This is a genomic window from Pantoea sp. BJFS-204, assembly GCF_049310725.1.
GTDB classification, from domain to species: Bacteria; Pseudomonadota; Gammaproteobacteria; order Enterobacterales; family Enterobacteriaceae; genus Pantoea; species Pantoea agglomerans.
The window spans coordinates 779547-805433 of the sequence record NZ_JBMOWE010000002.1; the positions used below are offsets into that span (position 1 = coordinate 779547).

Consider the following 25887-nt stretch of genomic DNA (forward strand, 5'->3'; position numbering starts at 1 on the left):
GAGGACTTAAGGGTGGTTATCGCCATCGGGTGGCGGTGTCCCACTGATTTTTGGCACACACTCATGGCGAAACCACTTCAGCGTCACCGGCTGCCGGCGGAACAGACGCGTACCCAGCGGGATCAACTGCTCGCCCACCAGCATGCCAAACAGCCCCACTAAAGCAATAACCGGAGGTGCCGGAGAGTTGACGTTGATCAGGGCATAGATTACCCCGGCAAGCAGCCCCACCGTGAGAGAAATAATGTAGGATTTCAACATGTTCAGCTTACCCGCGAAACAGGTGTAACAAACGGCGCATCGGATTGCTGCAGGGTGGTCGCATGCTCTGCGGGCAAGACTGCGTGCACCAGCGCCCCACCCAGCAACATCCCCAGCAGCCCCACCAGCGCAATCGCGGGCGGAGCCGGTGAACGCACCTTTAGCAGGCCGTAAAGCAGGCCAATCAATACCCCTGCAGCCAGAGAAAGTAGTAAAGGATTCATAACCGGACTCCTGTTATGCCTGCTGACCGGCAGACGTAAGCCGATCAGCAGGACGCCCCTTAGCGGACCGGTGCGTGAACCGGTGCCAGGGTACGGTGTTCACTTTTCTGACGTGACGGCGCTTTGTGTACCATGGTGTAGGCATAATCCACACCAATGCCATAGGCACCTGAATGCTCTTTGGCGATGTTCATCACCGCATCGTAAGTGTCACGGTTGGCCCAGTCACGCTGCCACTCCAGCATGACCTGCTGCCAGGTGACCGGCACCACACCCGCCTGAATCATGCGCTGCATCGCGTAGTCGTGCGCTTCTTTGGTGGTGCCGCCTGACGCATCCGCCACCATATAGATCTCGTAATCCCCTTCCAGCATTGCGCACAGCGCAAAGCTGTTGTTACACACTTCCGTCCAGAGACCGGACACCACCACTTTTTTCTTGCCGTTCGCGGCCAGCGCATCACGCACTTTCTGGTCATCCCAGGAGTTCATTGAGCTGCGCTCCAGAATGTCCTGACCCGGAAACACATCCAGCAGTTCAGGATAGGTGTGGCCCGAGAAGCTTTCGGTTTCGACGGTGGTAATGATGGTGGGGATATTGAAGACTTTCGCCGCCTTCGCCAGCGCAACGGTGTTGTTTTTCAGCACCTGGCGGTCAATCGACTGCACGCCAAAGGCCATCTGCGGCTGCTGGTCGATGAAAATAATCTGGCTGTTATGTGGCGTGAGGACTTCAAGCTTAGCGTTGGACATGCGTTCACCCATAGAGGTTATGTAACGGAATTTTCGCCAATTGGCGCGGAGCAAAAGGACGGTCAGTGCAGGTTTAACGTCCTGCTGCTGGCTGTCTGGTCGCAGTGTAGGGCGACGGGCGAAGGCAAACTATTATCTCTGCGTATAACTATACGAAGGTATAGGTATCCCTCTGTATAACTAGACGACGCATTAACCCGCTCACCATAATCCGGCTTATTCGTGCCCTGTTATCTGCGGCACTTCCTGTCCCGCACTACGTCGGACAACCCCGTTGAGGAGGATCTATGGTTACGCTGGGTAAAGCAGAACTGATACTGACCCATGGCAAATTTCATACTGTTGACCGCAGCAATCCGGTGGCAGAAGCCGTTGCGATTCGTGATGGCAAATTCGTTGCGGTAGGCACACTGGCAGAGGCGATGGAGTATCACTGCGACGGCACCAAAGTGATCGATCTTAAAGGTCACACCGCCGTACCGGGCCTGAACGATTCCCACCTGCACCTGATACGTGGTGGTCTGAACTACAACCTTGAGCTGCGCTGGGAAGGGGTGCCGTCGGTTGCCGATGCGCTGCGAATGCTGAAAGAGCAGGCGCTGCGCACGCCGTCACCGCAGTGGGTGCGTGTGGTAGGCGGCTGGACCGAGTTCCAGTTTGCCGAGCGCCGGATGCCGACGCTGGATGAGATCAACGAGGCGGCCCCCGACACGCCGGTCTTCGTGCTGCATCTTTATGACCGCGCCCTGCTCAACCGCGCAGCGCTGAAAGTCGTCGGCTACACCAAAGAGACACCGAACCCGCCGGGTGGCGAAATCCAGCGCGACAGCAACGGCAATCCCACCGGTCTGCTGATCGCCCGTCCCAATGCGATGATCCTCTACGCCACCCTGGCCAAAGGACCGAAACTGCCGCTGGAACAGCAGATCAACTCGACCCGTCAGTTTATGCGCGAGCTGAATCGACTGGGTCTGACCAGCGCCATTGATGCGGGCGGCGGCTTCCAGAACTATCCCGAAGATTACGAAGTGATCGCTGAACTGCATCAGAAAAAGCAGATGACGCTGCGTATCGCCTACAACCTCTTCACTCAGCGTCCGGGGCATGAACTGGAAGATTTTGAGAAGTGGACGGATATGCTGACGCCAGGCCAGGGCAGCGACTATTTCCGTCACAACGGCGCAGGCGAAATGCTGGTGTTCTCGGCCGCCGACTTCGAAGATTTTCTGGAGCCACGTCCGGACTTAGCGCCTGGCATGGAGGATGAGCTGGAGCGCGTGGTGCGTCATCTGGTGGAACATCGCTGGCCTTTCCGTCTGCATGCAACCTATGACGAGTCGATCAGCCGGATGCTGGATGTCTTTGAGAAGGTCAACCGCGATATCCCGTTTAATGGTCTGCACTGGTTCTTTGACCACGCGGAAACCGTCACTCAGCGCAATATCGATCGTATCAAAGAGCTGGGCGGTGGCATTGCGGTGCAGCATCGCATGGCATTCCAGGGCGAATACTTTGCTGAACGCTACGGCATTGAAGCCACCCGCCATACCCCACCGGTTCAGAAAATGCTGGAAACCGGCGTTCCGGTCGGACTCGGCACCGATGCAACCCGCGTCGCCAGTTATAACCCCTGGACCGCGCTCTACTGGCTGGTTTCCGGTCGCACCGTGGGCGGCATGCAGATGTATGACGTCAATGCCCGCCTTGACCGTGAAACGGCGCTGATGCTCTGGACACAGGGCAGCGCCTGGTTCTCCAGCGAACAAAATAAAAAAGGTCGGATTCAGGTAGGTCTTCTGGCGGATCTGGCCGTGCTGAGCAAAGACTTCTTCAGCGTGCCGGAAGAGGAAATTAAAGGCATTGAGTCAGTGCTGACGGTGGTGGATGGCAATATTGTCTATGCCGCCGGATCGTTCAGCGCGGATGCGCCGCCCGCTATTCCGGTTCTGCCAGAGTGGTCACCGGTGGTGAATGTGCCAGGTCACTATCGCAGCGCCCCGCCGGTTGTGCAGAGCCGTGCGGGTATGATGCCCGCCGTGCACCACTGCAGCGGCCCCTGCGGTGTTCATCGCCACTCGCATGAGATCGCCCGTGGTTCCAGCGTTCCGGTTGCCGAAGATAACGCCTTCTGGGGCGCGCTCGGCTGCAGCTGCTTCGCGTTTTAATCATGAATAACGCTATCACTCAATCGCCCCGCATCAACGCGGGGCTGTTCTTCCTGCGCCTGACCGGCAGCCTGCTGCTGTTACAGGTGCATGGACTGCCGAAAATTCTGCATTTCAGCGAAGAACTGACGCGTATAGAAGACCCGTTTGGTCTGGGACCGATGATGAGCCTGCTGCCAGCGATAGTGGCAGAAGTCATCTGCCCGATCTTTATTATTCTCGGCTGGGGTACCCGGATTGCCTGCCTGCCGATCATCGCGGTGCTGCTGGTCGCGATGCTGGTGGTACACCCTGGCTGGTCACTGGCGGAAGGCCAGTTCGGCTGGCTGCTGCTGATTATCTTTACCACGCTGGCGCTGACCGGGCCTGGCGGCTGGCGAATCGGCGCGGTGAAACATCAGGGGGTTCGTCATGGCGCAGGTTAATGATATCCACCAGCTGGAGCAGGAGCAGCCTGAGGTTCAGGCCGCTGGCGAGATTTCGCCGTTACAGCCGCTACGCAGGCCGGTGTTCCGCATGCTGTGGATCGCCACCGTCGTCTCCAATATCGGTTCATGGATGAACGATGTGGGTGTGAACTGGAGCATGCTGACGCTGAGTGCCGATCCGCTGGCCGTGGCGCTGGTGCAGGCGGCCAGCAGCCTGCCGATGTTCCTGTTCGCGCTGCCATCAGGCGTGATGGCGGATATCGTTGACCGCCGCAAATATCTGCTGTTTTCCCAGCTATGGACCTTTATCGCCGCCTGTGGACTGACGGTGCTCGCCTGGACCGGCCATGTTACTCCCGAGGTGCTGCTGGTGGCAGCCTTCTTGCTGAGCGCCGGTGCCGCCATGAGTTCACCGCCCTTTCAGGCGGTAGTGCCGGATCTGGTGTCGAAACCGGAGCTGGGCGCGGCCATTGCCCTTAACTCACTCGGTATTAATATCAGTCGAGCCATCGGCCCGGCGCTGGGTGGCCTGATCCTCTCGTTCACTGGTCCCTGGATGGTCTTCCTGCTCAATGCGCTCTCAGTGCTGGGCGTCACCTGGGTGCTCTGGCGCTGGAAGGCGGAGCCGAGCGTGCAGCGCCTCCCGCCCGAACACTTCTTTCCGGCGGTGCGTGCCGGACTGCGCTACGTTCACGCGGCACCGGTGTTGCGTAACGTGCTGGTGCGAACCTTTGCCTTCTTCCTGTTTGGCAGTGCGGGCTGGGCATTGCTGCCGCTGGTGGCGCGTCGTGAACTCGGCCTTGGCCCTGGCGGCTACGGCATCATGCTGGCCTGTATCGGTGTTGGCGCGATTACCGGCGCGGTGCTGTTGCCACGTCTGCGTCGTCGCCTGAGCTCCGATCGCCTGATGGTACTCGCCAGTCTTGTTTTCGCCCTGACCATGCTGGCGCTGGCTTTTGTACGCCACTTCTGGCTACTGAATGCGTTTGAATTTTTTACCGGATTTGCCTGGATTGCCGTGCTCTCGACGCTGAATCTCGGCGCACAGCGCAGCGCCGCGAAATGGGTAAAAGCCCGCGCGCTGGCGGTCTATCTGACGGTGTTCTTCGGCTCCATGACCGCTGGCAGCGCACTCTGGGGACAGCTCGCCTCGCACTTCAGCATTCCGCTGTCGCTCTGCATCGCCGCACTGGGCATGGTGCTGGCCAGCAGCACCGTCTGGCGCTGGCGTCTCGACCAGGATCCCGACCTCAATCTCGATATGATTGGTGATGGCGTTAACGCGCCCGCACTGGATATTCGTCATGAACGCGGCCCGGTGATGGTGAATTACGAATACCGGATTACTATTGATGATGCACATGCCTTTACCGTCTGCATGCAGGATATGCGGCGGGTCAGGCGTCGCGGTGGCGCCATCAACTGGTCACTGTATGAAGATATTCTGCAGCCCGGCATTTTCGTTGAGACCTTTGTCGTCGGCTCCTGGGTTGAGCATCTGCGTCAGAAAGAGCGCTACACCATCAACGACAAAAAGATAGAGCGACGGGTTTTCGCTTTTCATCAGGGTGAACATTCACCCGAGGTTCGCTATCTGGTGGCGCCAGCGTGACTGGCACACCATCTTTTCATCCATCACGTCATACAGAGGGCAATACCATGAGCACCTTTAAAACGACCGACGGCACACAGATCTACTTTAAAGACTGGGGCACCGGTAAGCCGGTTCTGTTCAGCCACGGCTGGCCGCTGGATGCCGATATGTGGGACAGCCAGATGAACTTCCTGGCGGAGCACGGTTATCGGGTTATCGCCTTTGACCGTCGTGGATTTGGTCGTTCTGATCAGCCCTGGACCGGTAATAACTACGATACCTTTGCTTCTGACATCAACGATTTAATCACCCATCTCGACCTGCAGAATGTGACGCTGGTGGGTTTCTCAATGGGTGGCGGCGACGTCACACGCTATATCGGCAGCTATGGCAGCGATCGCGTCGCGGCACTGGTGCTGCTGGGTGCCGTCACGCCAATCTTTGGCAAAACGGCAGACTACCCGCAGGGTGTCGATATGTCGGTGTTTGAAGGGATTCGTGATGGCCTGCTTAAGGATCGCGCGCAGTTTATCAAAGAATTCGCTACGCCGTTTTATGGTACCAATGCCGGACAGACCGTTTCTGATGGCGTCATGACGCAGACGCTGAACATCGCGCTGCTCGCTTCGCTGAAGAGCACTGTTGATTGCGTCACCGCTTTTGCTGAGACCGATTTCCGTGCTGATGTAGCGAAAGTGAATGTGCCGACGCTGGTGATTCATGGCAGCAACGACCAGATCGTTCCGTTTGAATCCACCGGCAAAGTGGCAGCGGAGATGATTGAAGGTGCTGAACTCAAGGTTTATGACAATGCGCCGCACGGTTTTGCGGTGACGCATCAGGATCAACTGAATCAGGATCTGCTGGCGTTTCTTAACGCGCAGTGATGCAAAAAAACTGCGCGGTGACAGCCGCGCAGTTTTCATTTTAACGGGTTGGATGATTCACTTCGTTGGGACGCAGATCGAATAACAACACCTCCGCTCCTTCACCGTGACTGAACGACAGCGTTTTCTCATTGCGAACCCGCGCACCGTCTCCGGCACTAAATTGCAGGCCATTTACCCTGACACTGCCGCGCGCCACATGAATATACGCATAGCGGTCGTCCGGCAGAGTGATTGTCTGCTGCTCATCCCCCTGGAACAGTCCCGCATAGATGCGAATATCCTGGCGCACCCGCAATGCCCCGTTTTCACCTTCCGGCGAAATAATCAGTCGCAGATTACCGCGTTTATCCGCTTCGCTGACGGAGACCTGCTGGTAGCCTGGCGGACTATTTTTCTCTGCCGGCACCACCCAGATTTGCAGAAAGTGAACACCCTCGGTGCCCGAGTGGTTGAACTCACTGTGAGTCACACCGCTACCGGCACTCATCAACTGCACATCCCCGGGAACAATCACAGAGCCGGTGCCCATAGAATCTTTATGCTCCAGCGCGCCCTCCAGGACATAGGAGATAATCTCCATGTTGCTGTGAGGATGGGCGCCAAAACCGCGACCTTTGGCTACCCGATCATCGTTGATCACCAGCAGATCTGAGAAGCCCGCCTGCTTTGGATCCCAGTAATTTGCAAAAGAGAAGGTGTGACGTGAATTCAGCCAGCCGTGATCGCCCACGCCGCGTTGCTCTGACAATCTTTGCTCAATCATATTCTGCCCCTTCGTTGATTCGGGAAGTGCGAATGCCCTTCGATGGAAACAGCATATAAGTAAACCAGGTAGTCACACAATGGCGTGAACTGGCAATGACTGTCGCGTTTTAGTAGACAATAAAGACGAGGTTATAGCGGGGCCAGGTTTTGCGGATTAATCCTTCAGCTACTGGCTCGCATCACCAGCTCTCCCTGCATGATCACACATTGTGGCGGAGAGTCTGGCCGGATGATTTTTTGCAGCACCAGCTCACAGGCACGACGGCCAATCTCCCTGGAGGGCTGAGCCAGAGTCGTCAGCGGCGGCGATACCATGTCGGCCAGTTCACTGCCGTCAAAACCCACCACGGCAATGTCCTGAGGTATCCGCAGACCCGCCTGCTGTATCGCCGCCATGGCACCCGCTGCCAGCGTATCGGAAACCGCAAACACGGCGTCCGGTCGTGTCTCGCCCGCCAGCAGCTGATTCATCGCGGCTTTACCGGCGCTGAAGCTTAACTCACAGGCGTAAGCGATGGCCTGCCATGCGAGTTGTTGCTCTTTGAGTTGATGTGCGTAGCCCTGCTGACGCAGGCGGGCATATCGGTAACGGAGGTCGTGATTAATCAGCGCAATGCGCTGACGTCCCTGTCCGGCCAGATAGTGCACCACTGACTGCGCAGCGACGTCATCATCAATCCCGACGCAGGAGATCTGGCCATTATCATCATGTTCGGCGCACTGAACCCAGGGTGCCGTGCCTATCAGCTGGCTCAGCTCCGGCAGCTTGCTGAAAGCATCCATGGTGATAATGCCATCCACCATCTTGCCGGAGAGCAGTTGCAGGCTGGATCGCGAACGGGCAATATCGGCGCCCGAGTTACACAACAGGATGCGATAGCCATTTCTCTCCGCCTGCTCCTCAATGCCTTTGACCACCTCTGCGCAGAATGGGTTAGAGATATCGGAAACCAGTACCAGAATCATCGAGCTGCGCGCCGTACGCAGCTGGCGCGCCAGCAGGTTAGGCTGATAGTTGCTCTCTTCGATTGCCTCAAGGACTTTCTGCCGGTTAGCCGGTTTTACGCTGTCGCTGTTATTCAACACACGGGAAACGGTGGCAACCGAAACACCCGCCATCCGGGCGATTTTCTGAATAGACATAGCGATCCCTCTTTTTTAAAACTCACCCACAGAAAACCTTTGAATCCATGCCGCCTCAGACGTCGCGATCCAGACCCAGCTGATGGCGCACCGCAGGGGCGTTCTCTGATAAAGCAAAATCATCAAAAGCGCGGTCAGCCACCGGGATGATATGCCGGCGGATGAATTCTGCCCCTTCACGCGCCCCGGTCTCGCCATCCTTCAGACAGCACTCCCACTCCAGCACCGCCCAGCCGTCATAGTCGTACTGGGCAAGTTTGCTGAAAATGCGGCTGAAGTCGATCTGGCCATCGCCCGGCGAGCGGAAGCGTCCGGCGCGCGCCAGCCACGGCTGATAACCGCCATATACTCCGCTGCGTCCATTTAACTGGTACTCCGCATCCTTAACGTGAAAGGCTTTGATACGCGGATGATAGAGGTCGATGAACTGCAGATAGTCGATGTGTTGCAGAAGAAGATGGCTGGGATCGAACAGGATATTGCAGCGCGGGTGGTGATTCACCTCTGACAAAAAGCGCTCAAACGTGACACCGTCATGCAGGTCTTCGCCGGGATGTATCTCATAGCAGAGGTCCACACCGTGATGGTCAAAACTATCCAGCACCGGCAGCCAGCGGCGCGCCAGCTCAGCAAACGCCTCATCAAACAGGGCTTCGTGGTGTGGCGGCCAGGGATAGAACCAGGGCCAGGCGAGCGAGCCGGAAAAGGTGGCATGTGCGCGCAGGCCGAGTTTTTCAGACGCGGCAGCCGCACGCTTCAGTGTAGCGATGGCCCATTCGGTGCGCCGGGCAGGATCGCCTCGCAGCGCAGCAGGCGCAAAATTATCAAAAGCGAGATCGTATGCGGGGTTCACGGCAACCAGTTGCCCTTCCAGATGCGTTGAAAGCTCACTGATCTCCAGCCCGAAACCGGCCAGTGTTCCCCTCACCTCGTCGCAGTAAGTCTGGCTGACCGCTGCCTGCTCAAGGTTGAAAATAGCGGGCTGGTGGCAGGGGATCTGCAGTGCCCGGTATCCCAGCCCGGCGGCCCACTCCGCAAGCCCCGTCAGCGAGTTGAAAGGCGGCTGGGTGGTAATGAACTGAGACAGGAAGATGCCGGGTCCCTTAACTGTTTTCATCTGTGACTCCTGATTTCAGTTACCGCTTAATCACGGTATTTGAATGAGAAGAAGAAAATAATCGCAATCACCGCAGCTGCCACGGCAGGGATCCACCAGAATATTGCCCAGTTCTCTGGGCTGGCGTTACCCGCCACCAGCTGATTGTAGAGCGCACCTGAGATTTGCGATCCCAGCAGCATGCCGATGCCGTAGGTGAACATCACCACCATGCTCTGCGCCTGCCCCTTAACCTTTTCACCGGCGATCCGATCGGTGTAGATGAATCCCACCACAAAGAAGAAGTCATAGCAGACGCCATGCAGCAGAATGCCAATGTAAATCAGCGTGCGCGTCTCATCACTCATGCCCAGCGCAAACAGTGCATAGCGGACAAACCACGCTGTCATGCCAATCAGCAGCATGACTTTCACGCCAAGACGGCGGAACAGCAGTGGAATGATCAGCATGAAAACAATTTCAGACATCTGACCCAGTGACATCAGGGTGCTGACTTCCCGAATGCCGGCATCCGCCAGCCAGGAGGCGGTAAAGGCGTAGTAGGTGCCGAGCGGAATAGAGATCAGGGTGGCACATACAGCAAAGACCAGGAAATGACGCAATCGCAGCAGTGCGAAGGCATCGGCGCAGAAGAGATCGCGGACTTTTAACGGCAATCCTTTGGCTGGTGCCGGCGTATGTGGCAGCGTCAGGCTGTAGATCGCCAGCAGTACCGAACAGAGCGCCGCCAGCTGGAACACTGCCACGCTGTCAGCAATGCCCGTTACGCCGATAAAGATCCCCGCCACGATCCAGCCGATGGTGCCGAAGACTCTGACGATGGGAAAGCTTTTCTCGCTGCTGGCGAGGCTGTGAAAGGCGATGTTATTTGAAAGCGCCAGCGTCGGCATAAAGCAGAGCGTATAGCCAAATAACAGTGCGATCAGCTGCGCCCCGTTCTCCGCGATTAGCGCCTGGGGCACGAACCAGAGAATCGCTGCGCCCGCCAGGTTCATCACCGCCATCACTTTCTGTGAGGGAAAAAAGCGATCCACCAGCATGCCGAGCACAAACGGCGAGAGAATCGAGGCGATGGGCCCGGCCGAAAACGCATCCCCAATCAGCAACGGCATGTTGTGACGAGTCATTACCAGCCCCAGCGTCACCGACCAACTGCCCCAGATAAAGAACTGCATAAACATCATCAGAGAGAGGCGCGGCACCAGCAGCTTATGCTGCACCTGCTGGCCTGCTCTCTCCTGCACTGTTGCAATCATGGGAACCTCACGAATAAGTAATCGATTACATTCTGATTGCTCACAACGTAAACGAATGCAGCCGACTGTTCCTTCGCCGCGATCACAAATTATTAACTCTGCGTTATCACTCTGTAAATAACAAGGCGATGCCGGGCGGGCCGATCAGCGACTGGCATTAACTACCCGCGCTTTACGGAAGCGGTAACGCTCATACAGCACCGAGTAAAGGCCGCCTGCCACCACCAGAATCGCACCCATCACCGTGGTGGAGGTTGGCAGATTGCCGAGCAGCAGATAACCCACCGCCACTGACCAGATTAAGGTGGTGTAGTCGAACGGGGCCAGCAAGGACGCTTCAGCATAGCGCAGGCTCAGAGTCATCAGAATCTGAGTAATACCGCCCAGCAGCCCACATCCCACCAGTAACGCCAGCTGATTGCCATGCGGCACTTTCCAGCCGCCTGGCAGCGTGACCAGCGACGTTAAGGCCGTGGTGATAGCGAACCAGAAAGCGATGGCGCCCGGCTTCTCTTTGCCGTTAAGAAAGCGGATCTGCACCAGCGCACAGGCCGTACAGAAGGCCGCCATCAACGCCAGCAGAATACCCGCCGATGCAGAAAGGGAAAATGTTGCCTGGCGCGTCAGTGTGAGATGCCCGGAGAACATCACCAGAATGCCACTGAAACCGGTAAAGACCGCGACCCAGCGATGGTGACGCACTTTTTCGCGCAGAAATAGCGCCGCCAGCAGCACGGTAAACAGCGGCGCGGCATAGTTGATAGCCGTGGCGTCGGTCAGAGAAATGTAGAGCAGCGACAGATAACTGAAATAGAGTCCACCGGTTCCGGCCAGCCCGCGCACAAAATGCCCCCGAATATTGCGGGTGCGAATGCCGTCCAGCACGCTGCCCTGCAAGCGCAGCCAGATTAACAGCGGCACCAGTGCCAGCAGCGAGCGAAAAAATATTACTTCGCCGACCGGTATCGCCCCATCGAGTTCTTTTACACAGGCCAGCATCAGCGTGCTACTTAATGTAGCGGTGATCTTCATCGCTATGCCAGCGGAAGCGTTCATACGGTTTTTGTTCTCTCAAAGGGAAAATAAGCAGGGGAATCAGCACACTCCTTATCCATATTGTCATAATGTCGTACATCAATCTGCCGCGATTACTCTGCAGACGGCATTTTATCTTTTTTTGCCGCAGCATCACGGCATGAAGAGGCATGTAGTCCCGTTTCCCGGCTGGTACACTCTGCCTTCTGCCCTGCTTTATGGGCCTCTTCTCTTAAGGAACGGGAGTCACCGATGTCCACGCTGCGTTTACTGTTATCTGAATCCAACGATCCCTGGTTTAACCTGGCGGTAGAAGAGTGCATTTTCCGCCAGATGCCGGCCACCCAGCGGGTGCTGTTTTTGTGGCGTAATGCGGAGACGGTGGTGATAGGGCGGGCACAGAATCCGTGGAAAGAGTGCAACACCCGACGCATGGCCGAAGATGGCATCCGGCTGGCGCGTCGCAGCAGCGGCGGTGGCGCGGTATTTCACGATCTCGGCAATTGCTGTTTTACCTTTATGGCCGGCAAGCCAGAGTATGATAAAAGCGTCTCGACTGAGATCATCCTGCGCGCACTGACTTCGCTTGGCGTACCCGCGGAGGCCTCTGGCCGTAACGACTTAGTGGTGAACACCGCTGACGGACTGCGCAAAATATCCGGTTCAGCCTACCGTGAAACGCCGGATCGCGGTTTCCATCACGGCACTATTCTGATGGATGCCGACCTCTCTCGCCTGGCGGATTACCTTAATCCGGATGTGAAGAAATTGCAGGCGAAGGGGATTACCTCAGTGCGCGCCAGAGTGACCAATCTGGCGGAATTAACGCCGGGTATCAGCTATCAGGCGATCTGCTCCGCGGTGACGGACGCATTTTTCAACTATTACGGTGAGCGCTGTGAGCCAGAGAGGATCTCTCCCGACGCCCTGCCCGATCTGCCGGGTTTCAGAGAGCAGTTCGCAAAGCAGAGTAGCTGGGAGTGGAATTTCGGTCAGGCACCCGATTTCTCGCATCTGCTGGACCAGCGTTTTGTCTGGGGTGGTGTGGAGATTCATTTCGATGTAGAACGCGGCGTGATCAGCCGCTGTCAGATTTTCAGCGACAGCCTCAACCCTGCGCCGCTGGAAGCGCTGGCGCAGCGGTTGCAGGGTGTGACCTATCGGCCCGATGCCCTTGAACCGGTGCTGAATCAGCTTATTGCGGATTTTCCGGAGCAACGCGCGGAGCTGACAGAATTGCAGCAGTGGCTGGTCGCCAGCGTGCGCTGAACATTTTTTTACTGGCCTGCGCCGATATCTGGCGCGGGCAAAAAACATCGCGTAAGCATCAGGCAAATCATAAACGCAAAAAACCCGCACAAGGCGGGTTTTAATTAATTATCAATATCAGGCTTATCTGCTGAGGCTATTGCATCACGCGTTGATAAGCACTATTGATAATTAAGGCTTACATAGGGACAACGTTTGCCGCTGAAGGACCTTTAGCGCCGTTTTCAATAGTGAATTCGACCTGCTGACCTTCGTCCAGAGTTTTATAATCGTTGCTCTGAATTGCAGAGAAATGTACGAATACATCTTTGCTGCCATCCTGAGGAGAGATAAAACCGAAACCTTTACCAGCGTCAAACCATTTTACTAAACCAGTCATTTTATTAGACATCGATAATTCCTTAATTTATGAGCCACAAAGTGGCGAAGATGGCCTGTCTTTCAGAAGGTAACTTACCAGGCTTTTAGGAGGAGACTCATGAATAAGGGTATCTTGTGATATCGCTTGCACTGAGGACTGCTTTACTAAAACTGCTTTGATAAGGTCTGTGTTCCAAACCGATGACGCTATTAAGCCACGCCTCACCGACATTAGCAAACATTATTTTAATTTACTTTTAACATCCAGACGTCCGGAGCGCCCTTGTTGATTTTCCGAGCATTTTGAAATATCAGGGCTGACAGAATGATAATTTTCGCTGAACGGTCAGAGAGTAAATAATAATGCGGTTAATCATTGCTGAAAAATAATACGGCGGCCCTGTACTAATAAAGCGCAGCGATAAACAGTATCGCTGCGCCCTGCTTTACTCATATCAGGCCAGTTGAGTCTGCTGACGGGCAGCATGACGCGCCGTGAGCACAAAGACCATCAGACCGGCCACGCCCAGCGCAACACCCACCCACGCGGTGGAGATCCAGCCATAGCCCAGCGACACCGTCAGGCCCCCAAGATACGCGCCCATCGCATTGGCAATGTTCAGCGCCGAGTGGTTCATGGCAGCCGCCAGGGTTTGCGACTCATTGGCGACATCCATCAGGCGAATCTGCAACGACGGCAGCAGCACTGAGCAGGTGCCGATCAGGAACGTGGCCAGCAGGCCGGTTGCCACATGCTGAACCAGCACCGGGAAGGCCAGCATCACCAGCACGTTCCATAACAGCGTCCAGCCAATAATATTCAGCACCGGGCCATCAGCCAGACGGCCTCCCACCAGATTACCGATGATCATTCCCAGCCCAAACGCCACCATCGCCCAGGGGATCAGCGAGGGGGAGATGCCAGCAATGTTAATCAGCGTCGGCGCGATATAACTGAAGATGGCGAACATCCCGCCAAATCCTACCGCCCCCACCAGCAGGGTCAGCAGCACCTGTGCGTTTTTCAGCGCGCCCAGTTCCCGCAGCGGATGCGCATCCACATCGCCAGGCGTGTAAGGAACATAGCGGCCAATCAGCAGGCAGGTCAGCAGTCCTATTGCGCCCACAAAGGTGAACACCACGTGCCAGCTAAATAATTGACCTATCCAGGAGCCCAGCGGCACACCAATCAGGGTCGCCACCGTCAGTCCCAGCATCAGTGACGCCAGCGCGCGGCCACGACGTTCAATCGGCACCAGCGAGGCGGCTACCAGCGATGCCACACCAAAGTAGGCGCCGTGAGGCAGCCCGGTCAGAAAACGCGCCACGAGCAGGCCGTGATAGCTGTCGGCCATCGCGCTGGCAACATTACCGATGCTGAACAGCGCCATCAGGATCAGCAGCAGCGATTTACGTGCCATTCGCGCCGCCAGCACCGCAATAAACGGCGCACCGACCACCACGCCCAGTGCGTAACTGGCGATAGCGTTGCCCGCCTGCGGCTCGGTAATCGCAAGGGAGCGTGAAACATCTGGCAGCAGGCCCATCATGATGAACTCACCGGTACCGATGCCAAAGCCGCCCAGCGCGAGGGCCAGTAATGCCCAGCGGACAAAACCGGCATCGTCGGTTTTATGATTTTTTCTTAACAAAATTGATTCCCAATGGCCAGAACTGAAAAAACTGAAGTGAGGCGGAGAGAGAAAGCAGAGCGTGTTCCCGTCCGGTTGAAGCGGGCAGACTATAAAAAGTCAGGCTGCGCTTAGCAACCCATTTATGTGATCTGGCGCACAGTGAAGGCTGCGGTAACATGGGTCTTTATCCGTGCAACTCTGGCGCATAGCGACCTGTTTAAGATCACAATCCGGGAAGCTACGCAGGCCTGAGTCGTGAATCTCTGTTTAACTGACCTCTCAGCGCTTCTTTTGCATAACAGGATCAGCAGATGACGACCAGAGTTATCCTTCTTACCGGTGCCAGCGGGCGCATCGGGCGCACTTTCTTTGCGGCCAGCCAGAACAACTACCGTTTTATCCTGACCGATTTACGTGAGCCGGATTACACGATACCCGCACCCCATCGGTTTATTGTGGCGGATCTGTCACAACCTGGTGCGGCGGAGAAATTACTGGCTGAAGAGCCTGTCGATACCGTCATCCACCTCGCCGGTATCCCGGATGCGCAGGCCAGTTTCGACGATCTGCTGCCCGCCAATATTCTCTCTACGACCTGGATACTCAAGGCAGCAGCTGAGCACCGCTGTCGTCGTCTGGTCTTTGCCAGCAGTGCGCAGACCATTGAGGGCTACCCGGCGGATGTCCAGATACATCCCGGCATGGCTGTCTCTCCCGCGAATCTGTATGGCGTCACCAAATGTTATGGTGAAGCACTTTGCGCCTTCTATGCCAGCCAGCACGGCTTGAGCTGTGTGGCATTAAGAATCGGGGCGTTTGAACCTGCACTGGATAACAGCCTGCATAATGCACGGGATTACAGCGCATGGCTGAGTCCGGAAGATGCCGTCAGATTGCTGACTGGCGCTGTCGAGGCAGAGAAGATCACCTTCTTTATTGGCTACGGCATTTCCGATAACCGCTTTAAGCGCTTTGATCTGACACAGACGCGAGAAGTGCTGGGCTATACGCCGTCTGATAACGCTTTCAGAGCATTTGCGCCAGGTGAGCTGGATTATTAGCCCCTCCCCTGAGCCGTGATCGCTTTCGGTCCCGAGTCGGCTCGTTAATTCTTCACCTCCGTTGCCGCCGGCCCGTCCGGCGGCTGCTTCAGCCCTCAACTGAGACAACGCCCAAAAGAAGGCAGCGGCTGAATCGGCCAAATCAGTGTGTGCCGGTATTCACCCGGCGACCTATGTCTTTCAGCTGGGAATATTTTTCCAGCAGTTGTGGGCCATCATCCAGGCTCATGGCAAACATCCACATATAGGTCATCACCGAATAGATGTGACCCGCATTGGTCCCGCTACGGTTCGACATTACCGCAATGGTGACAGCAAATAGCAGTGCCGCCACGCTACCGATGGCCAGATAACCCCAGGCTTCCCGATCGGAGAGGCGGATCCGCAGGCTGGCCAGCACGCCATAATGACGGTCCAGTGACGCAGCGTTAGCGTTGCTGACAAAGCTCACCTCTTTCTCCAGCCGGTTATTCAGACGACCAAACAGCGCATCGTTTTTGCGGGTAAATCCCGGCAGGAAACAGGCGAAGAACAACAGGATCGCCAGACAGCTCGCGCCGGTCCAGAACTCGATAGCCAGCAGCATCACCGCGGCGCCGGTCATAGAGGCCAGCGAGGTAATCAGCACCGGCAGATGTTTCTCAAAAAAGTCGACAAACTCGCGTGACAAGGCCACCCGCGCGGCAATGGTTGACGCGCTCTGGTTTTCGCTACGCTGTGCCACAATCACCGGCACGGCCAGCCCGGCGTAAATACGGGCAAAGGTGCGGGTATCGACGCTGCGTCGTGCCGCTCCGATGGCCCACATGGTAAACACCATCACCGCATAGAGCACCGCATGCCAGGTCCTGCCGGAGAGAATCGCATTAATAGCGAAGCCCGCCAGCAGCGGATAGAGGAGATACATGACATTTTCCGCCACCACCAGCAGCAGCGTGAGGAACAGCTTGCGGCTATGGCGACGGCCGAGCATTTTTAATGTCAGAATAGCGCTGCGGGGTTTTGCTACCGGCAGGATCGTTTTTGAGGAATGCATAGTTTCTGTTTCTGATATCATGAGTCTTGAGCGGTTGCTCAAGAACGAAAAGCAGTCTATTTGAGCAGTTGCTCAAAGTCAACGTGACACTCATTGAGAGAGAGATGAAAGAGTCAGCTGAAGCACTGAGAACCAAAATCCTGGATGCCGCGATAGTGTTATTTATCGAGAAAGGGATCGAAAAAGTGACCACTCGGGAACTCACTGAGTCGGTGGGCATTTCACGCAGTCATATTTATCACTATTTCAGCAACTGGCAGACGCTCTGCCTGGCAGCGCTTGAACGCTTTATGCACGTGGATTTAGAAAATTTTGCTGACTCCCTGACTCTAATCACACCCCGCCAGAGGTTGCTGACGCTGTTCGAAAGTCATCTGCCGAGCGCACCGGATGCAACCTGGCAACTTTATGCTTCATTTTGGCAGATGGCTGCGCATCACGAAGCCTATGCCGCGCTGGCAGAAGAGATGACGGCTGCGTGGCAGGCACTCGTGGAGGAGATAATTCGTGACGGCGTCACAGATGGAACGCTGCGTTGTGCCGATATACCGCGCACCGCCCGGCAAATCAGTGCGATGCTTAACGGCTATGCCGATTTGCTGACTATCAATCCGTCGGAGAAAAAGGCAAGCGAAGGGATGGCTGACTTAACGCAGTTTATTGATCATCTCCTGTCATAACGTGGATCTGACGCGTTATAAAGGCTTTATCACCGCCAGATTTTAATTAAATGTTAATAAAAGGTTTATTATTTTAATTGGTCTGCGCTTTTAGCCCGCTATAAATGCAGCTTCTTCAGTCAAACTGACTTATGCTTTTTCCCTCTGAAAAAGCCCCTTTTTGATAGCGTTTTGCCCCGGAAACAGCTATTTACACAGATTATTATCATTGACTTAGCACGCCCCCCGCCGGGTAAGCTGGTGTTTTTACGCCATTTATTAACAACGGACTAGCGAAGCGGCAATAATGTATACGTTCACAAACTCACCAAATGATTGATTCCTATAACAAAGAATCTGTTATCTGCCGATAAAATTAAACGTTGAGTCGGACCTTAAAAACACCTATATTGGCCGCGCTTAAAACACATACCCCCATTTAAATACATTTATTCAACTGCGACGCTACGCCCGTCCCGGTTGTAGGAGAGATATGATGACGGATAAAGTCCGTATTGATAGTTTGAATGCACAGAACTTAAACGCAACCAATGAAACCTATTTAGCCCGTCAGGCTGAATTTGAATCAAACGTTCGAAGTTATCCTCGCAAATTGCCGTTCGCGATTGCGAAAGCACAGGGTGTCTGGATCACAGACGTCGAGAATAATCAGTATCTCGACTGTCTTGCAGGTGCCGGAACGCTGGCATTGGGTCATAACCATCCAGACGTTCTGCAGAGCATTCAAAATGTCATTACCAGCGGCTTGCCGTTACATACTCTTGATTTAACCACGCCGTTAAAAGATGCGTTCTCTGAGTATCTGCTCTCGTTATTACCGGGTCAGGGCAAAGAGTACTGCCTTCAGTTTACCGGCCCGTCGGGCGCGGATGCCGTTGAAGCGGCGCTGAAACTGGCGAAAAAACACACCGGTCGTTCCGGCATCATCAGCTTCTCTGGTGCGTATCACGGCATGACCCACGGCGCGCTGTCGGTCACCGGCAACCTGTCACCGAAAGAAGCGGTCGACGGCTTGATGCCGGAAGTGCAGTTCATGCCTTATCCGCACCTCTACCGCTGCCCGCTGGGCATTGGCGGTGAAGCGGGCGTGAAAGCGCTGACCTACTACTTCGAAAACCTGATCAACGACGTTGAGAGCGGCGTTCGCAAACCGGCAGCCGTCATTCTGGAAGCGGTTCAGGGCGAAGGCGGTGTTAACCCGGCTCCGGCTGAGTGGCTGCAGCGCATCCGTAAAGTGACCAAAGAGCATGGCATTCTGCTGATCATCGACGAAGTGCAGGCGGGCATTGCCCGTACCGGTAAATTCTTCGCCTTTGAGCACGCCGGTATTGAGCCGGACATCATCGTGATGTCAAAAGCGGTCGGCGGCGGTCTGCCACTGGCGGTACTTGGCATTAAGAAAGAGTTCGACGCCTGGTCTCCTGGCCACCACACCGGCACCTTCCGTGGCAACCAGCTCGCAATGGCGACCGGCCTGACTACGCTGAAACTGCTGAAAGATAACAACATCGCTGACAAAGTCGCTGCACAGGGCGAATGGCTGAAAGGCAAACTGGGCGAGCTGCAGCAGCGCTACCCGGTGATCGGCAACGTGCGTGGTCTGGGTCTGATGATCGGCATTGAGCTGGTGAAACCTGACGAAGCCGCTGATCACATGGGCAGCTTCCCGGCAGACGGCGAGCTCTCCGCGCTGGTACAGAAAAAATGTTTTGAGAACGGCCTGATTCTGGAGCGTGGCGGACGTCACGGCAGCGTATTACGTCTGCTGCCTTCCCTGCTGATCACAGATGCAGAACTGGACGTGTTTATGGATAAATTTGAAAACGCCCTGCTGTCAGCTGGCGTGAAACCAGTTTGAGTGGAGTGAATGCAATGTCCCGGTTAAACCCGATTCTGGCGGCCTCAGCACAAAGTACCGAGGCCTACCAGCAGGCGATTGCCCAGAGTAGCGCGGCCGTCGTGAAGTGGCTGGAACAACCTGAGATGTATCAGGGAAAAACCGTCGCAGAGCTGCGCGAGCGCATTAAGCTGGACTTCAATCCTCAGGGCCTGGGCAACCAGGCAGCTATTGAACGCGCCATTGAGTACTTCCTCAAAGACAGCCTGTCGGTTCATCACCCGCAGTGTGTGGCGCATCTGCACTGCCCGAGCCTGGTTATCAGCCAGGCGGCGGAAGTGCTGATTAACGCTACCAACCAGAGTATGGATTCGTGGGACCAGGCACCTTCAGCCACCCTGATTGAGATGAAGCTGATTGAGTGGCTGCGTTCCCAGGTCGGTTATCAGCCCGGCGACGCGGGTGTCTTCACCAGCGGCGGCACCCAGAGCAACCTGATGGGTCTGATGCTGGCGCGTGACGCCTGGTTTGCCCGCCAGGGTCATTCTGTTCAGCAGGATGGTTTAACCGGCGATCTGAAGAAGATTAAAGTCTTCTGTTCAGAGAATGCGCACTTCTCGGTTCAGAAGAACATGGCGCTGCTGGGTCTGGGCTATCAATCCGTGACGCAGGTGAAATGCGATCGCTTTGCCCGCATGGATATGGATGACCTGCGCCATAAGCTGGCAGCCTCCAAAGCCAACGGTGAAAACATTCTGGCGATTGTTGCCACGGCGGGTACTACCGATGCCGGTGCGATCGATCCCCTGCGCGAAATCGCGGCGCTGGCGGCCGAAGAGAACATCTGGGTGCACGTTGATGCGGCCTGGGGCGGCGCGCTGCTGCTCTCTGAAAAGTATCGTGACTATCTGGATGGCATTGAGCTGGTAGATTCCATTACCCTGGATTTCCATAAGCAGTTCTTCCAGACCATCAGCTGTGGTGCTTTCCTGCTGAAGGAAGCACGCCACTATGAGCTGATGCGCTACCAGGCGGCCTATCTGAACTCTGAGTTTGATGAAGCGCAGGGTGTGCCGAATCTGGTATCCAAATCGCTTCAGACCACCCGCCGTTTCGATGCACTGAAACTGTGGATGGGCCTGGAAGCGCTGGGTCAGAAACAGTATGCCGAAATCATCGATCACGGTGTGACACTGGCGCAGCAGGTTGCACAGTACGTTGATGAGCAGCCTGCGCTGGAGCTGGTGATGAAACCGCAACTGGCCAGCGTGCTGTTCCGCTATCGTCCGGCGCATCTGGCGCACTTCAGCAGTGCAGATATCGCGCTGCTGAATCAGCGTATCGGTGATGCCCTGCTGGAATCGGGCCGCGCCAACGTTGGTGTGACCGAGTTCGATGGCGTGACCTGCCTGAAGATGACCCTGCTGAATCCGACAGTGACGCTGGAAGATATCAAAGTGTTGCTGACATTGGTGGAAACCACGGCACAGCAGCTGGTGTAAATAGTGGCGTCAGGGTTACTATCAGAGGCGCCTCAGGGCGCCTTTTCTTTTTCTGTGTTTATCCCTTTCATTCATCGGTGAGGCTACAGTGCCTGTGCGCTGGTTTGCCGGACACCTCTGCCTCTGACCCTTTTGTGTAGCCCCTATCCGATCTTGTATTGACTCACCCATTCGGCACAAAACTCCAGATACGCGAGTGTGATGGCTGAAGGATGTTTGTGCCGGACATAGACCAGATGTAAGGGCATCGAGTGAGTCGGATAATCGGACAACAACCGCACCAGCTTCCCGCTCTCCACATCAGGTTTCACTAAAAAATCAAACAACAGCGATACTCCGGCACCGCTCAGTGCGTAATGGCGCAGGCCGTGCGTATTGTTGGAGGAAAAAAACGGCTCAAACTTTACCTTCTCGTCTCCGGATACCCACTCAAAGGAACCACTGTTAAGCCCTTCCCAGCTGGCTATCGGACACGTCGCCAGCGCCGCGAGCGTCTGCGGATGACCAAAGCGTTCAGCCAGTTCAGGCGTGGCAACAAACCATGCCTCGACATTCATAACCGGTTTCGCAATCACATCCTCGGTATGCAACTCGCCCAGCCTGAGTGCCACATCAATGCCATCTTCAAACAGATCCACCACTCTTTCGCCTGAGTGGCAAAACACTTTGATATCAGGATAGCGTTGCTGAAACGCATGCAGCAATTCCCACCAGATGGTGAAGTCAGGCGGCACCGATATTCGCAGTTTGCCCGCCAGTTTGTGCGCAGACCTGACCGTTTTGGTGGCCTCTTCCAGCAATTCCAGGCCAGGTCGCGATTGCTCAAAGAACTGTTGTCCTTTGTAGGTCGGCCTGACCCCTTTCTTCGATCGCTCCAGTAACTGCACACCCAGTGCCTGCTCCAGCTCGTTCACTTTCCGCACCAGCGTAGAGATGGGGATAGCCGTTCTCTCGCTTGCCGCTGAAAAGCTGCCTGCCTGAACGACTGCAATAAAGAGTTTTGTCGCGTTGAGATCCATTATCTTTCCATATCTGGCAAACATGTACCCAATTCTGACCATTTACTTCTTATTTTCAACTATTAAACTCCCTGTTTTGGCTAAGAGAATAAAAATAAAACGGCCTGTAAAAAAATTCTTATTTTAACGAATAAGTCTGGCTACACCGTATCCGGATAAGGAAAAAGCGATGAAAAACCGTGTGACAGAAATTCTGAATATTCGCTATCCCATTATTCAGGCACCCATGTACTTTCTGACCAATGCAACGTTTGTTGCCGCAGTATCAAACGCAGGCGGATTAGGCATAATTGGCCCCAACGCCGGGCAGGATACATTGCCAGACTCTCGTTTCATGGCGCTGGAGCGCATGCGTGAGCAAATCAGAAAAACCAAACAGCTGACCGATAAACCTTTTGGGGCAACCCTGATCAATGGGCCGGATATGAGTTTCTGGCGGCCAACAGCTGAAATGTTTGTTGAAGAGAAGGTAGAGGTCGTTTTAGTTAATGAAGTGCTTGATGCCGAAATATTCGATTTTCTGAAACAACATCGCATCAAAATCCTTTATCGTGCGCTGACGCCTGACGTAGCGAATTCTCAGCAGGCTGAAAAGCTTGGCGCCGATATCATTGTCGCCACCGGATTTGATGAAGGCGGCACCGTGCCATCACGCATTATCGGAACGTTCAGCATCGTGCCTATGATCGCTGACAGTGTGAAAATTCCGGTGCTGGCGGCAGGCGGGATTGGGGATGTGCGTGGCGTGCGTGCAGCCATGGCGTTAGGTGCAGAAGGCGTCTGGATAGGCAGCCTGTTTTTAACCGCGCAGGAGAACCCGGCGGATGAGAAGGTCAAGCAGCTGATTGTTTCATCGAGCGCAGAAGATCTGCTACTTTTTCGCACCCTGCCCGCTTATTACCGTACATTGCCCACGCCGCTCAGCCCCAGGCTGGCAGAACTTGATGCGCACGGCGCTGACCGTGAAACCCTGTTCACTGCAATGAATGGCTACCACTCTTTATGGCAGGCGATGCGACTGGGCAATTTTGACAAAGGCGTCGTTTCGACAGGCACCGGCATCTCGATGATCAAATCGGTGCGAACCGTTGCAGCCATCGTCGCCGATCTGGCACAGGATTTCATCACTCAGCCGGAGAAACAGAAATCTGACGACACCGTTCTCAGTCTGTAATCTGTTTAAAGTTAGTGATGACTGCCGCCACCCTCGGGATCCGGTTGTCGGATGAGTCCGGACCGGGTCCAGCGTGCTGCCCGCAGTGTTCAATTGTGGGCCGTTATTCAGCTTTTTATCTTCGCAGCCTGCTGCCATACAGATTCAACCCTTTTCAGTCAAACAGACACAAGATAAAATAACAGCTTTTATTCCCTCATTTAGATTTCGTTTATTTAAGAATTTGCATGACGGCTTTATTTCAGCAGAGTCTGGAAAACCGCATCGCGATCAATGAATAAAGATGTTACTTCAGCCATAATTAATCAACACTTACGTTAAGTCACTGATAACAGTGAATAACATATTACAGATAAGAATAGTTTAATTTCACAGGAATTAACGCTTATGCTCCTGCGTAAAATAGTTATCATTCTTCTCGGTATGATTATGGCTGCTGTCATCATTATTGCCGACAACCATGCTCATAAAGTTAATTGCCGTGATCAGGTTTTCAGTTTGCCATCATCGCAAAGTGAATGACCTTGTCTGAATCCTTCTCCCCAGCATCCTCTTTGGCTTCAGACCTGTTGACGGTGTTGATGAAGCGTGAAGACCAGAAACTTTGATCCGGCTGAATCGCTTACGGGATAAAACCCTGTTACATCGGCCTGAACAGAGCGGCACGTTACGCCAGTGATATTACAGCTGCATTTCTGATAAGCAGGCTTGTTTGTTGCCCTTCCCGGCAGACCTGTCAGTAAAAAAGGCTGCATAACACTTATGCAGCCTGAATTTCCCGCTCAGCTTGCTTGCCGACACTTAGCGCGACGGTGGCTCATCCAGTAGCCGCAGATGATCATCTTTGTTCAGGGTCATCAGCGCGACAATACTGACCAGCGCAGTCGCCATCACATACCAGGCGGGGATATCGGGATTACCGGTCTGTTTAATCAACCCGGTGATGATCAATCCGGCACAGCCAGAAAACACCGCGTTAGAAAGCGAATAGGCCAGACCCAGTCCGGTATAACGCACCCGCGTCGGGAACATCTCTGCCAGCATCGCAGGTCCCGGTCCGGCCAGCAACCCGACCACTCCGCCCGCGATAAACACCACCAGCGCTTTCAGCAGCAGCCCGGTGCTCTCTGCCTGAAGTATGTTAAGCAGCGGCAGAGAGAGCACCAGCAGCAATACCGCCGCTGTCACCATCACCGCACGGCGGCCAATCCTGTCACTCAGCATGCCGGCCGGGATGATGGTGGCAGCAAAGCCCAGGTTCGATATCACCGCAATCAGCAACGCCTGGTTAAAGCCGGTGTGCAGCGATGCCTGCAGGTACGTCGGCATAATCACCAGCCAGGTGTAACCGGCCGCCGACCAGACCATCAGCCGACAGATACCGAGCAGGATCGTTTTCAGCGTATCGCCAAGGCTGGCGTCAACTTTTGTAACGGGTTTTGCCTGCTGCTGAATAAACGCCGGGGTCTCCTCCATCTGAACCCGCAGCCAGAGCGCGATAACACCCAGTGGCAGGGCAATGAAGAACGGGATGCGCCAGCCCCAGCTCAGCATCTGCTCAGGCGACAGCAGCAGTGAGAGCAGCGCTACGATGCCCGCGCCAGCCAGTAATCCCAGCGCCACAGTAAAAGATTGCCACGCCCCATAAAGGCCCCGCTTACCGCGTGGTGCAAACTCGGTCATCAACGATACCGCCCCGCCATACTCACCCCCCGCGAACAGGCCCTGCAGAATACGCAGACCGGTCACGATCAGCGGCGCCAGGATGCCCAGATGGGCATAGGTGGGTACCAGGCCGATAGCCGCCGTCGCCAGCGTCATCATGATTAACACAAAAATCAGCGTGGGTTTGCGCCCGATGCGATCACCCATCCGGCCGAAAATGATTGCTCCGAGTGGACGGAAGAAAAAGGCGATGGCAAATGACGCATAGGTCAGCAACAGCCCGGTCAGCGCTGACTCCCCTTCCAGCCGGAAAAAGTTCTGCGCTATCACGGTGGCAAGAAAGCCATAGACGGCAAACTCATACCATTCAATGAAATTACCTACCGAACCGGCTATCAGAGCACGTTTACGGCTGGCGGAGCTGAGCAGATTATCGACGGGCACAGACATGGCAGGGGATCCTTTTTGAGCATCATCAGTCGCTTATGATTAGCACAATCGCCGCACGCCTGCGCACTCTTCTGCCTGTCACGTTAACTCAGACACAGAAATCTGCGCTTAACGCGCCACGGCACGCCCTTTTTCACCTTCACGCCTTGCACAACGGCTTTACGATTGTCAGGATGTGCGGCATTGAATGAATCAGGCGGATAGATGATGAACGCACAAACCTCAAAAGATCCTCTGCATGGCGTAACGCTGGAGATGCAGATAAACAGTTTAGTCGCGCAGTATGGCTGGGCGGAGCTGGGAAAACGGATCAACATTAACTGTTTCAAAAGCGATCCGAGTGTTAAATCAAGCCTGAAGTTTTTGCGGCGCACGCCCTGGGCGCGGGCTGAAGTCGAAGCGCTTTATCTCGCCTCGTTAAAAGAGGAACCGGCCTCCCGCGAAGAAGCGTCTGAAGAGGCGGATCAAGCACCCGCAGAAGATCCCTGGGGCAACTGGCGCGGTAACCAGCCGGAGTAACGGGCAGAAAACGCAGCAATAAAAAAGCCCGCGCAGGATAACCTGTGCGGG

At 55.2% G+C, this 25887-nt stretch carries 24 protein-coding genes; 11 read left to right on the plus strand and 13 right to left on the minus strand.

What is annotated here, in order from left to right; all coding sequences use genetic code 11:
* Positions 1–6: 6 nt before the first annotated feature.
* Genes ACO6VX_RS10430 through ACO6VX_RS10440 form a run of 3 tightly spaced genes read right to left on the minus strand, consistent with a single transcriptional unit; the run spans position 7 to position 1237 of the window.
* Positions 7–261 carry a XapX domain-containing protein gene (locus tag ACO6VX_RS10430; RefSeq protein ID WP_033780211.1) on the minus strand — a complete coding sequence of 85 codons (255 nt, stop codon included), beginning with the start codon at positions 259–261 and terminating at the stop codon, positions 7–9.
* Positions 262–263: 2 nt separating this feature from the next.
* Positions 264–485 (minus strand): XapX domain-containing protein, encoded by a 222-nt coding sequence (locus ACO6VX_RS10435; RefSeq protein ID WP_022624301.1) that lies wholly within the window; start codon positions 483–485, stop codon positions 264–266.
* Positions 486–544: 59 nt separating this feature from the next.
* Positions 545–1237, minus strand: coding sequence for a hydrolase (locus ACO6VX_RS10440; RefSeq protein WP_010670331.1), 693 nt, complete (start codon positions 1235–1237; stop codon positions 545–547).
* A 287-nt stretch (positions 1238–1524) separates the two neighbouring features.
* On the opposite strand from ACO6VX_RS10440, the gene ACO6VX_RS10445 reads away from it, so the two are divergent.
* From ACO6VX_RS10445 to ACO6VX_RS10460, 4 genes are read left to right on the plus strand one after another with little or no spacing between them, the layout of a single operon-like run.
* Positions 1525–3402, plus strand: a complete 1878-nt coding sequence (locus tag ACO6VX_RS10445) for an amidohydrolase (protein ID WP_207253917.1) — start codon at positions 1525–1527, stop codon at positions 3400–3402.
* 2 nt (positions 3403–3404) lie between these two features.
* Positions 3405–3827, plus strand: a complete 423-nt coding sequence (locus ACO6VX_RS10450) for a DoxX family protein (RefSeq protein WP_033769030.1) — start codon at positions 3405–3407, stop codon at positions 3825–3827.
* The gene (locus tag ACO6VX_RS10455; protein ID WP_033769033.1) at positions 3814–5442 is read left to right on the plus strand and encodes an MFS transporter; all 1629 of its coding nucleotides are present in this window, start codon (positions 3814–3816) and stop codon (positions 5440–5442) included. The genes ACO6VX_RS10450 and ACO6VX_RS10455 overlap by 14 nt, the downstream gene beginning before the upstream one ends.
* A gap of 47 nt (positions 5443–5489) precedes the next feature.
* Positions 5490–6311: an alpha/beta fold hydrolase gene (locus ACO6VX_RS10460; RefSeq protein ID WP_010247190.1), complete on the plus strand. Its 822-nt coding sequence runs from the start codon at positions 5490–5492 to the stop codon at positions 6309–6311.
* Positions 6312–6351: 40 nt separating this feature from the next.
* On the opposite strand, the gene ACO6VX_RS10465 is transcribed toward ACO6VX_RS10460, so the two are convergent.
* The 5 genes from ACO6VX_RS10465 to ACO6VX_RS10485 all read right to left on the minus strand — a co-directional run bounded on the left by ACO6VX_RS10465 (position 6352) and on the right by ACO6VX_RS10485 (position 11651).
* Entirely contained in the window at positions 6352–7077 is a 726-nt protein-coding gene (locus tag ACO6VX_RS10465; RefSeq protein ID WP_010670327.1) for a pirin family protein, read from the minus strand.
* 164 nt (positions 7078–7241) lie between these two features.
* A complete protein-coding gene (locus ACO6VX_RS10470) occupies positions 7242–8222 on the minus strand; it encodes a LacI family DNA-binding transcriptional regulator (RefSeq protein WP_422458108.1) in 981 nt (326 codons plus the stop codon).
* 55 nt (positions 8223–8277) lie between these two features.
* Positions 8278–9339 carry a sugar phosphate isomerase/epimerase family protein gene (locus tag ACO6VX_RS10475; protein WP_422458109.1) on the minus strand — a complete coding sequence of 354 codons (1062 nt, stop codon included), beginning with the start codon at positions 9337–9339 and terminating at the stop codon, positions 8278–8280.
* Positions 9340–9365: 26 nt separating this feature from the next.
* Entirely contained in the window at positions 9366–10595 is a 1230-nt protein-coding gene (locus ACO6VX_RS10480; RefSeq protein ID WP_346464158.1) for an MFS transporter, read from the minus strand.
* A gap of 144 nt (positions 10596–10739) precedes the next feature.
* Positions 10740–11651 carry a DMT family transporter gene (locus ACO6VX_RS10485; protein ID WP_422458110.1) on the minus strand — a complete coding sequence of 304 codons (912 nt, stop codon included), beginning with the start codon at positions 11649–11651 and terminating at the stop codon, positions 10740–10742.
* Positions 11652–11882: 231 nt separating this feature from the next.
* Here ACO6VX_RS10485 and ACO6VX_RS10490 point away from each other — a divergent pair, with 231 nt between their 5' ends.
* The gene (locus ACO6VX_RS10490) at positions 11883–12899 is read left to right on the plus strand and encodes a lipoate--protein ligase A (protein WP_010247208.1); all 1017 of its coding nucleotides are present in this window, start codon (positions 11883–11885) and stop codon (positions 12897–12899) included.
* A gap of 178 nt (positions 12900–13077) precedes the next feature.
* Here ACO6VX_RS10490 and cspE read toward each other — a convergent pair whose 3' ends face one another.
* Both cspE and ACO6VX_RS10500 read right to left on the minus strand, forming a co-directional pair.
* Entirely contained in the window at positions 13078–13290 is a 213-nt protein-coding gene (gene cspE, locus ACO6VX_RS10495) for a transcription antiterminator/RNA stability regulator CspE (RefSeq protein ID WP_003855207.1), read from the minus strand.
* A gap of 424 nt (positions 13291–13714) precedes the next feature.
* Positions 13715–14911, minus strand: coding sequence for an MFS transporter (locus ACO6VX_RS10500; protein ID WP_033760352.1), 1197 nt, complete (start codon positions 14909–14911; stop codon positions 13715–13717).
* A 293-nt stretch (positions 14912–15204) separates the two neighbouring features.
* Here ACO6VX_RS10500 and ACO6VX_RS10505 point away from each other — a divergent pair, with 293 nt between their 5' ends.
* Positions 15205–15954, plus strand: a complete 750-nt coding sequence (locus tag ACO6VX_RS10505) for an NAD-dependent epimerase/dehydratase family protein (protein ID WP_052271581.1) — start codon at positions 15205–15207, stop codon at positions 15952–15954.
* A 142-nt stretch (positions 15955–16096) separates the two neighbouring features.
* Here the strand turns inward: ACO6VX_RS10505 and ACO6VX_RS10510 are convergent, their stop codons facing one another.
* Positions 16097–16990, minus strand: coding sequence for an ABC transporter six-transmembrane domain-containing protein (locus ACO6VX_RS10510; RefSeq protein ID WP_422458111.1), 894 nt, complete (start codon positions 16988–16990; stop codon positions 16097–16099).
* Positions 16991–17094: 104 nt separating this feature from the next.
* Here ACO6VX_RS10510 and ACO6VX_RS10515 point away from each other — a divergent pair, with 104 nt between their 5' ends.
* The 3 genes from ACO6VX_RS10515 (at position 17095) to ACO6VX_RS10525 (ending at position 21009) form a co-directional block, all read left to right on the plus strand.
* A complete protein-coding gene (locus ACO6VX_RS10515; RefSeq protein ID WP_422458112.1) occupies positions 17095–17670 on the plus strand; it encodes a TetR/AcrR family transcriptional regulator in 576 nt (191 codons plus the stop codon).
* 472 nt (positions 17671–18142) lie between these two features.
* A complete protein-coding gene (locus tag ACO6VX_RS10520; RefSeq protein ID WP_022624771.1) occupies positions 18143–19528 on the plus strand; it encodes a diaminobutyrate--2-oxoglutarate transaminase in 1386 nt (461 codons plus the stop codon).
* Positions 19529–19542: 14 nt separating this feature from the next.
* On the plus strand, positions 19543–21009 hold the full coding sequence (locus ACO6VX_RS10525) for a pyridoxal phosphate-dependent decarboxylase family protein (protein WP_010670318.1): 1467 nt from the start codon (positions 19543–19545) through the stop codon (positions 21007–21009).
* Between the two features lie 143 nt (positions 21010–21152).
* On the opposite strand, the gene ACO6VX_RS10530 is transcribed toward ACO6VX_RS10525, so the two are convergent.
* Positions 21153–22028: a LysR family transcriptional regulator gene (locus ACO6VX_RS10530; protein ID WP_266093732.1), complete on the minus strand. Its 876-nt coding sequence runs from the start codon at positions 22026–22028 to the stop codon at positions 21153–21155.
* Between the two features lie 169 nt (positions 22029–22197).
* On the opposite strand from ACO6VX_RS10530, the gene ACO6VX_RS10535 reads away from it, so the two are divergent.
* Positions 22198–23202 carry an NAD(P)H-dependent flavin oxidoreductase gene (locus ACO6VX_RS10535; RefSeq protein ID WP_033760338.1) on the plus strand — a complete coding sequence of 335 codons (1005 nt, stop codon included), beginning with the start codon at positions 22198–22200 and terminating at the stop codon, positions 23200–23202.
* An 801-nt stretch (positions 23203–24003) separates the two neighbouring features.
* Here the strand turns inward: ACO6VX_RS10535 and ACO6VX_RS10540 are convergent.
* The gene (locus tag ACO6VX_RS10540) at positions 24004–25317 is read right to left on the minus strand and encodes an MFS transporter (RefSeq protein WP_111534113.1); all 1314 of its coding nucleotides are present in this window, start codon (positions 25315–25317) and stop codon (positions 24004–24006) included.
* Positions 25318–25524: 207 nt separating this feature from the next.
* Between ACO6VX_RS10540 and ACO6VX_RS10545 the strand changes: the two genes are divergently transcribed.
* Positions 25525–25836, plus strand: a complete 312-nt coding sequence (locus ACO6VX_RS10545; RefSeq protein WP_010670314.1) for a VF530 family DNA-binding protein — start codon at positions 25525–25527, stop codon at positions 25834–25836.
* Positions 25837–25887 lie beyond the last annotated feature (51 nt).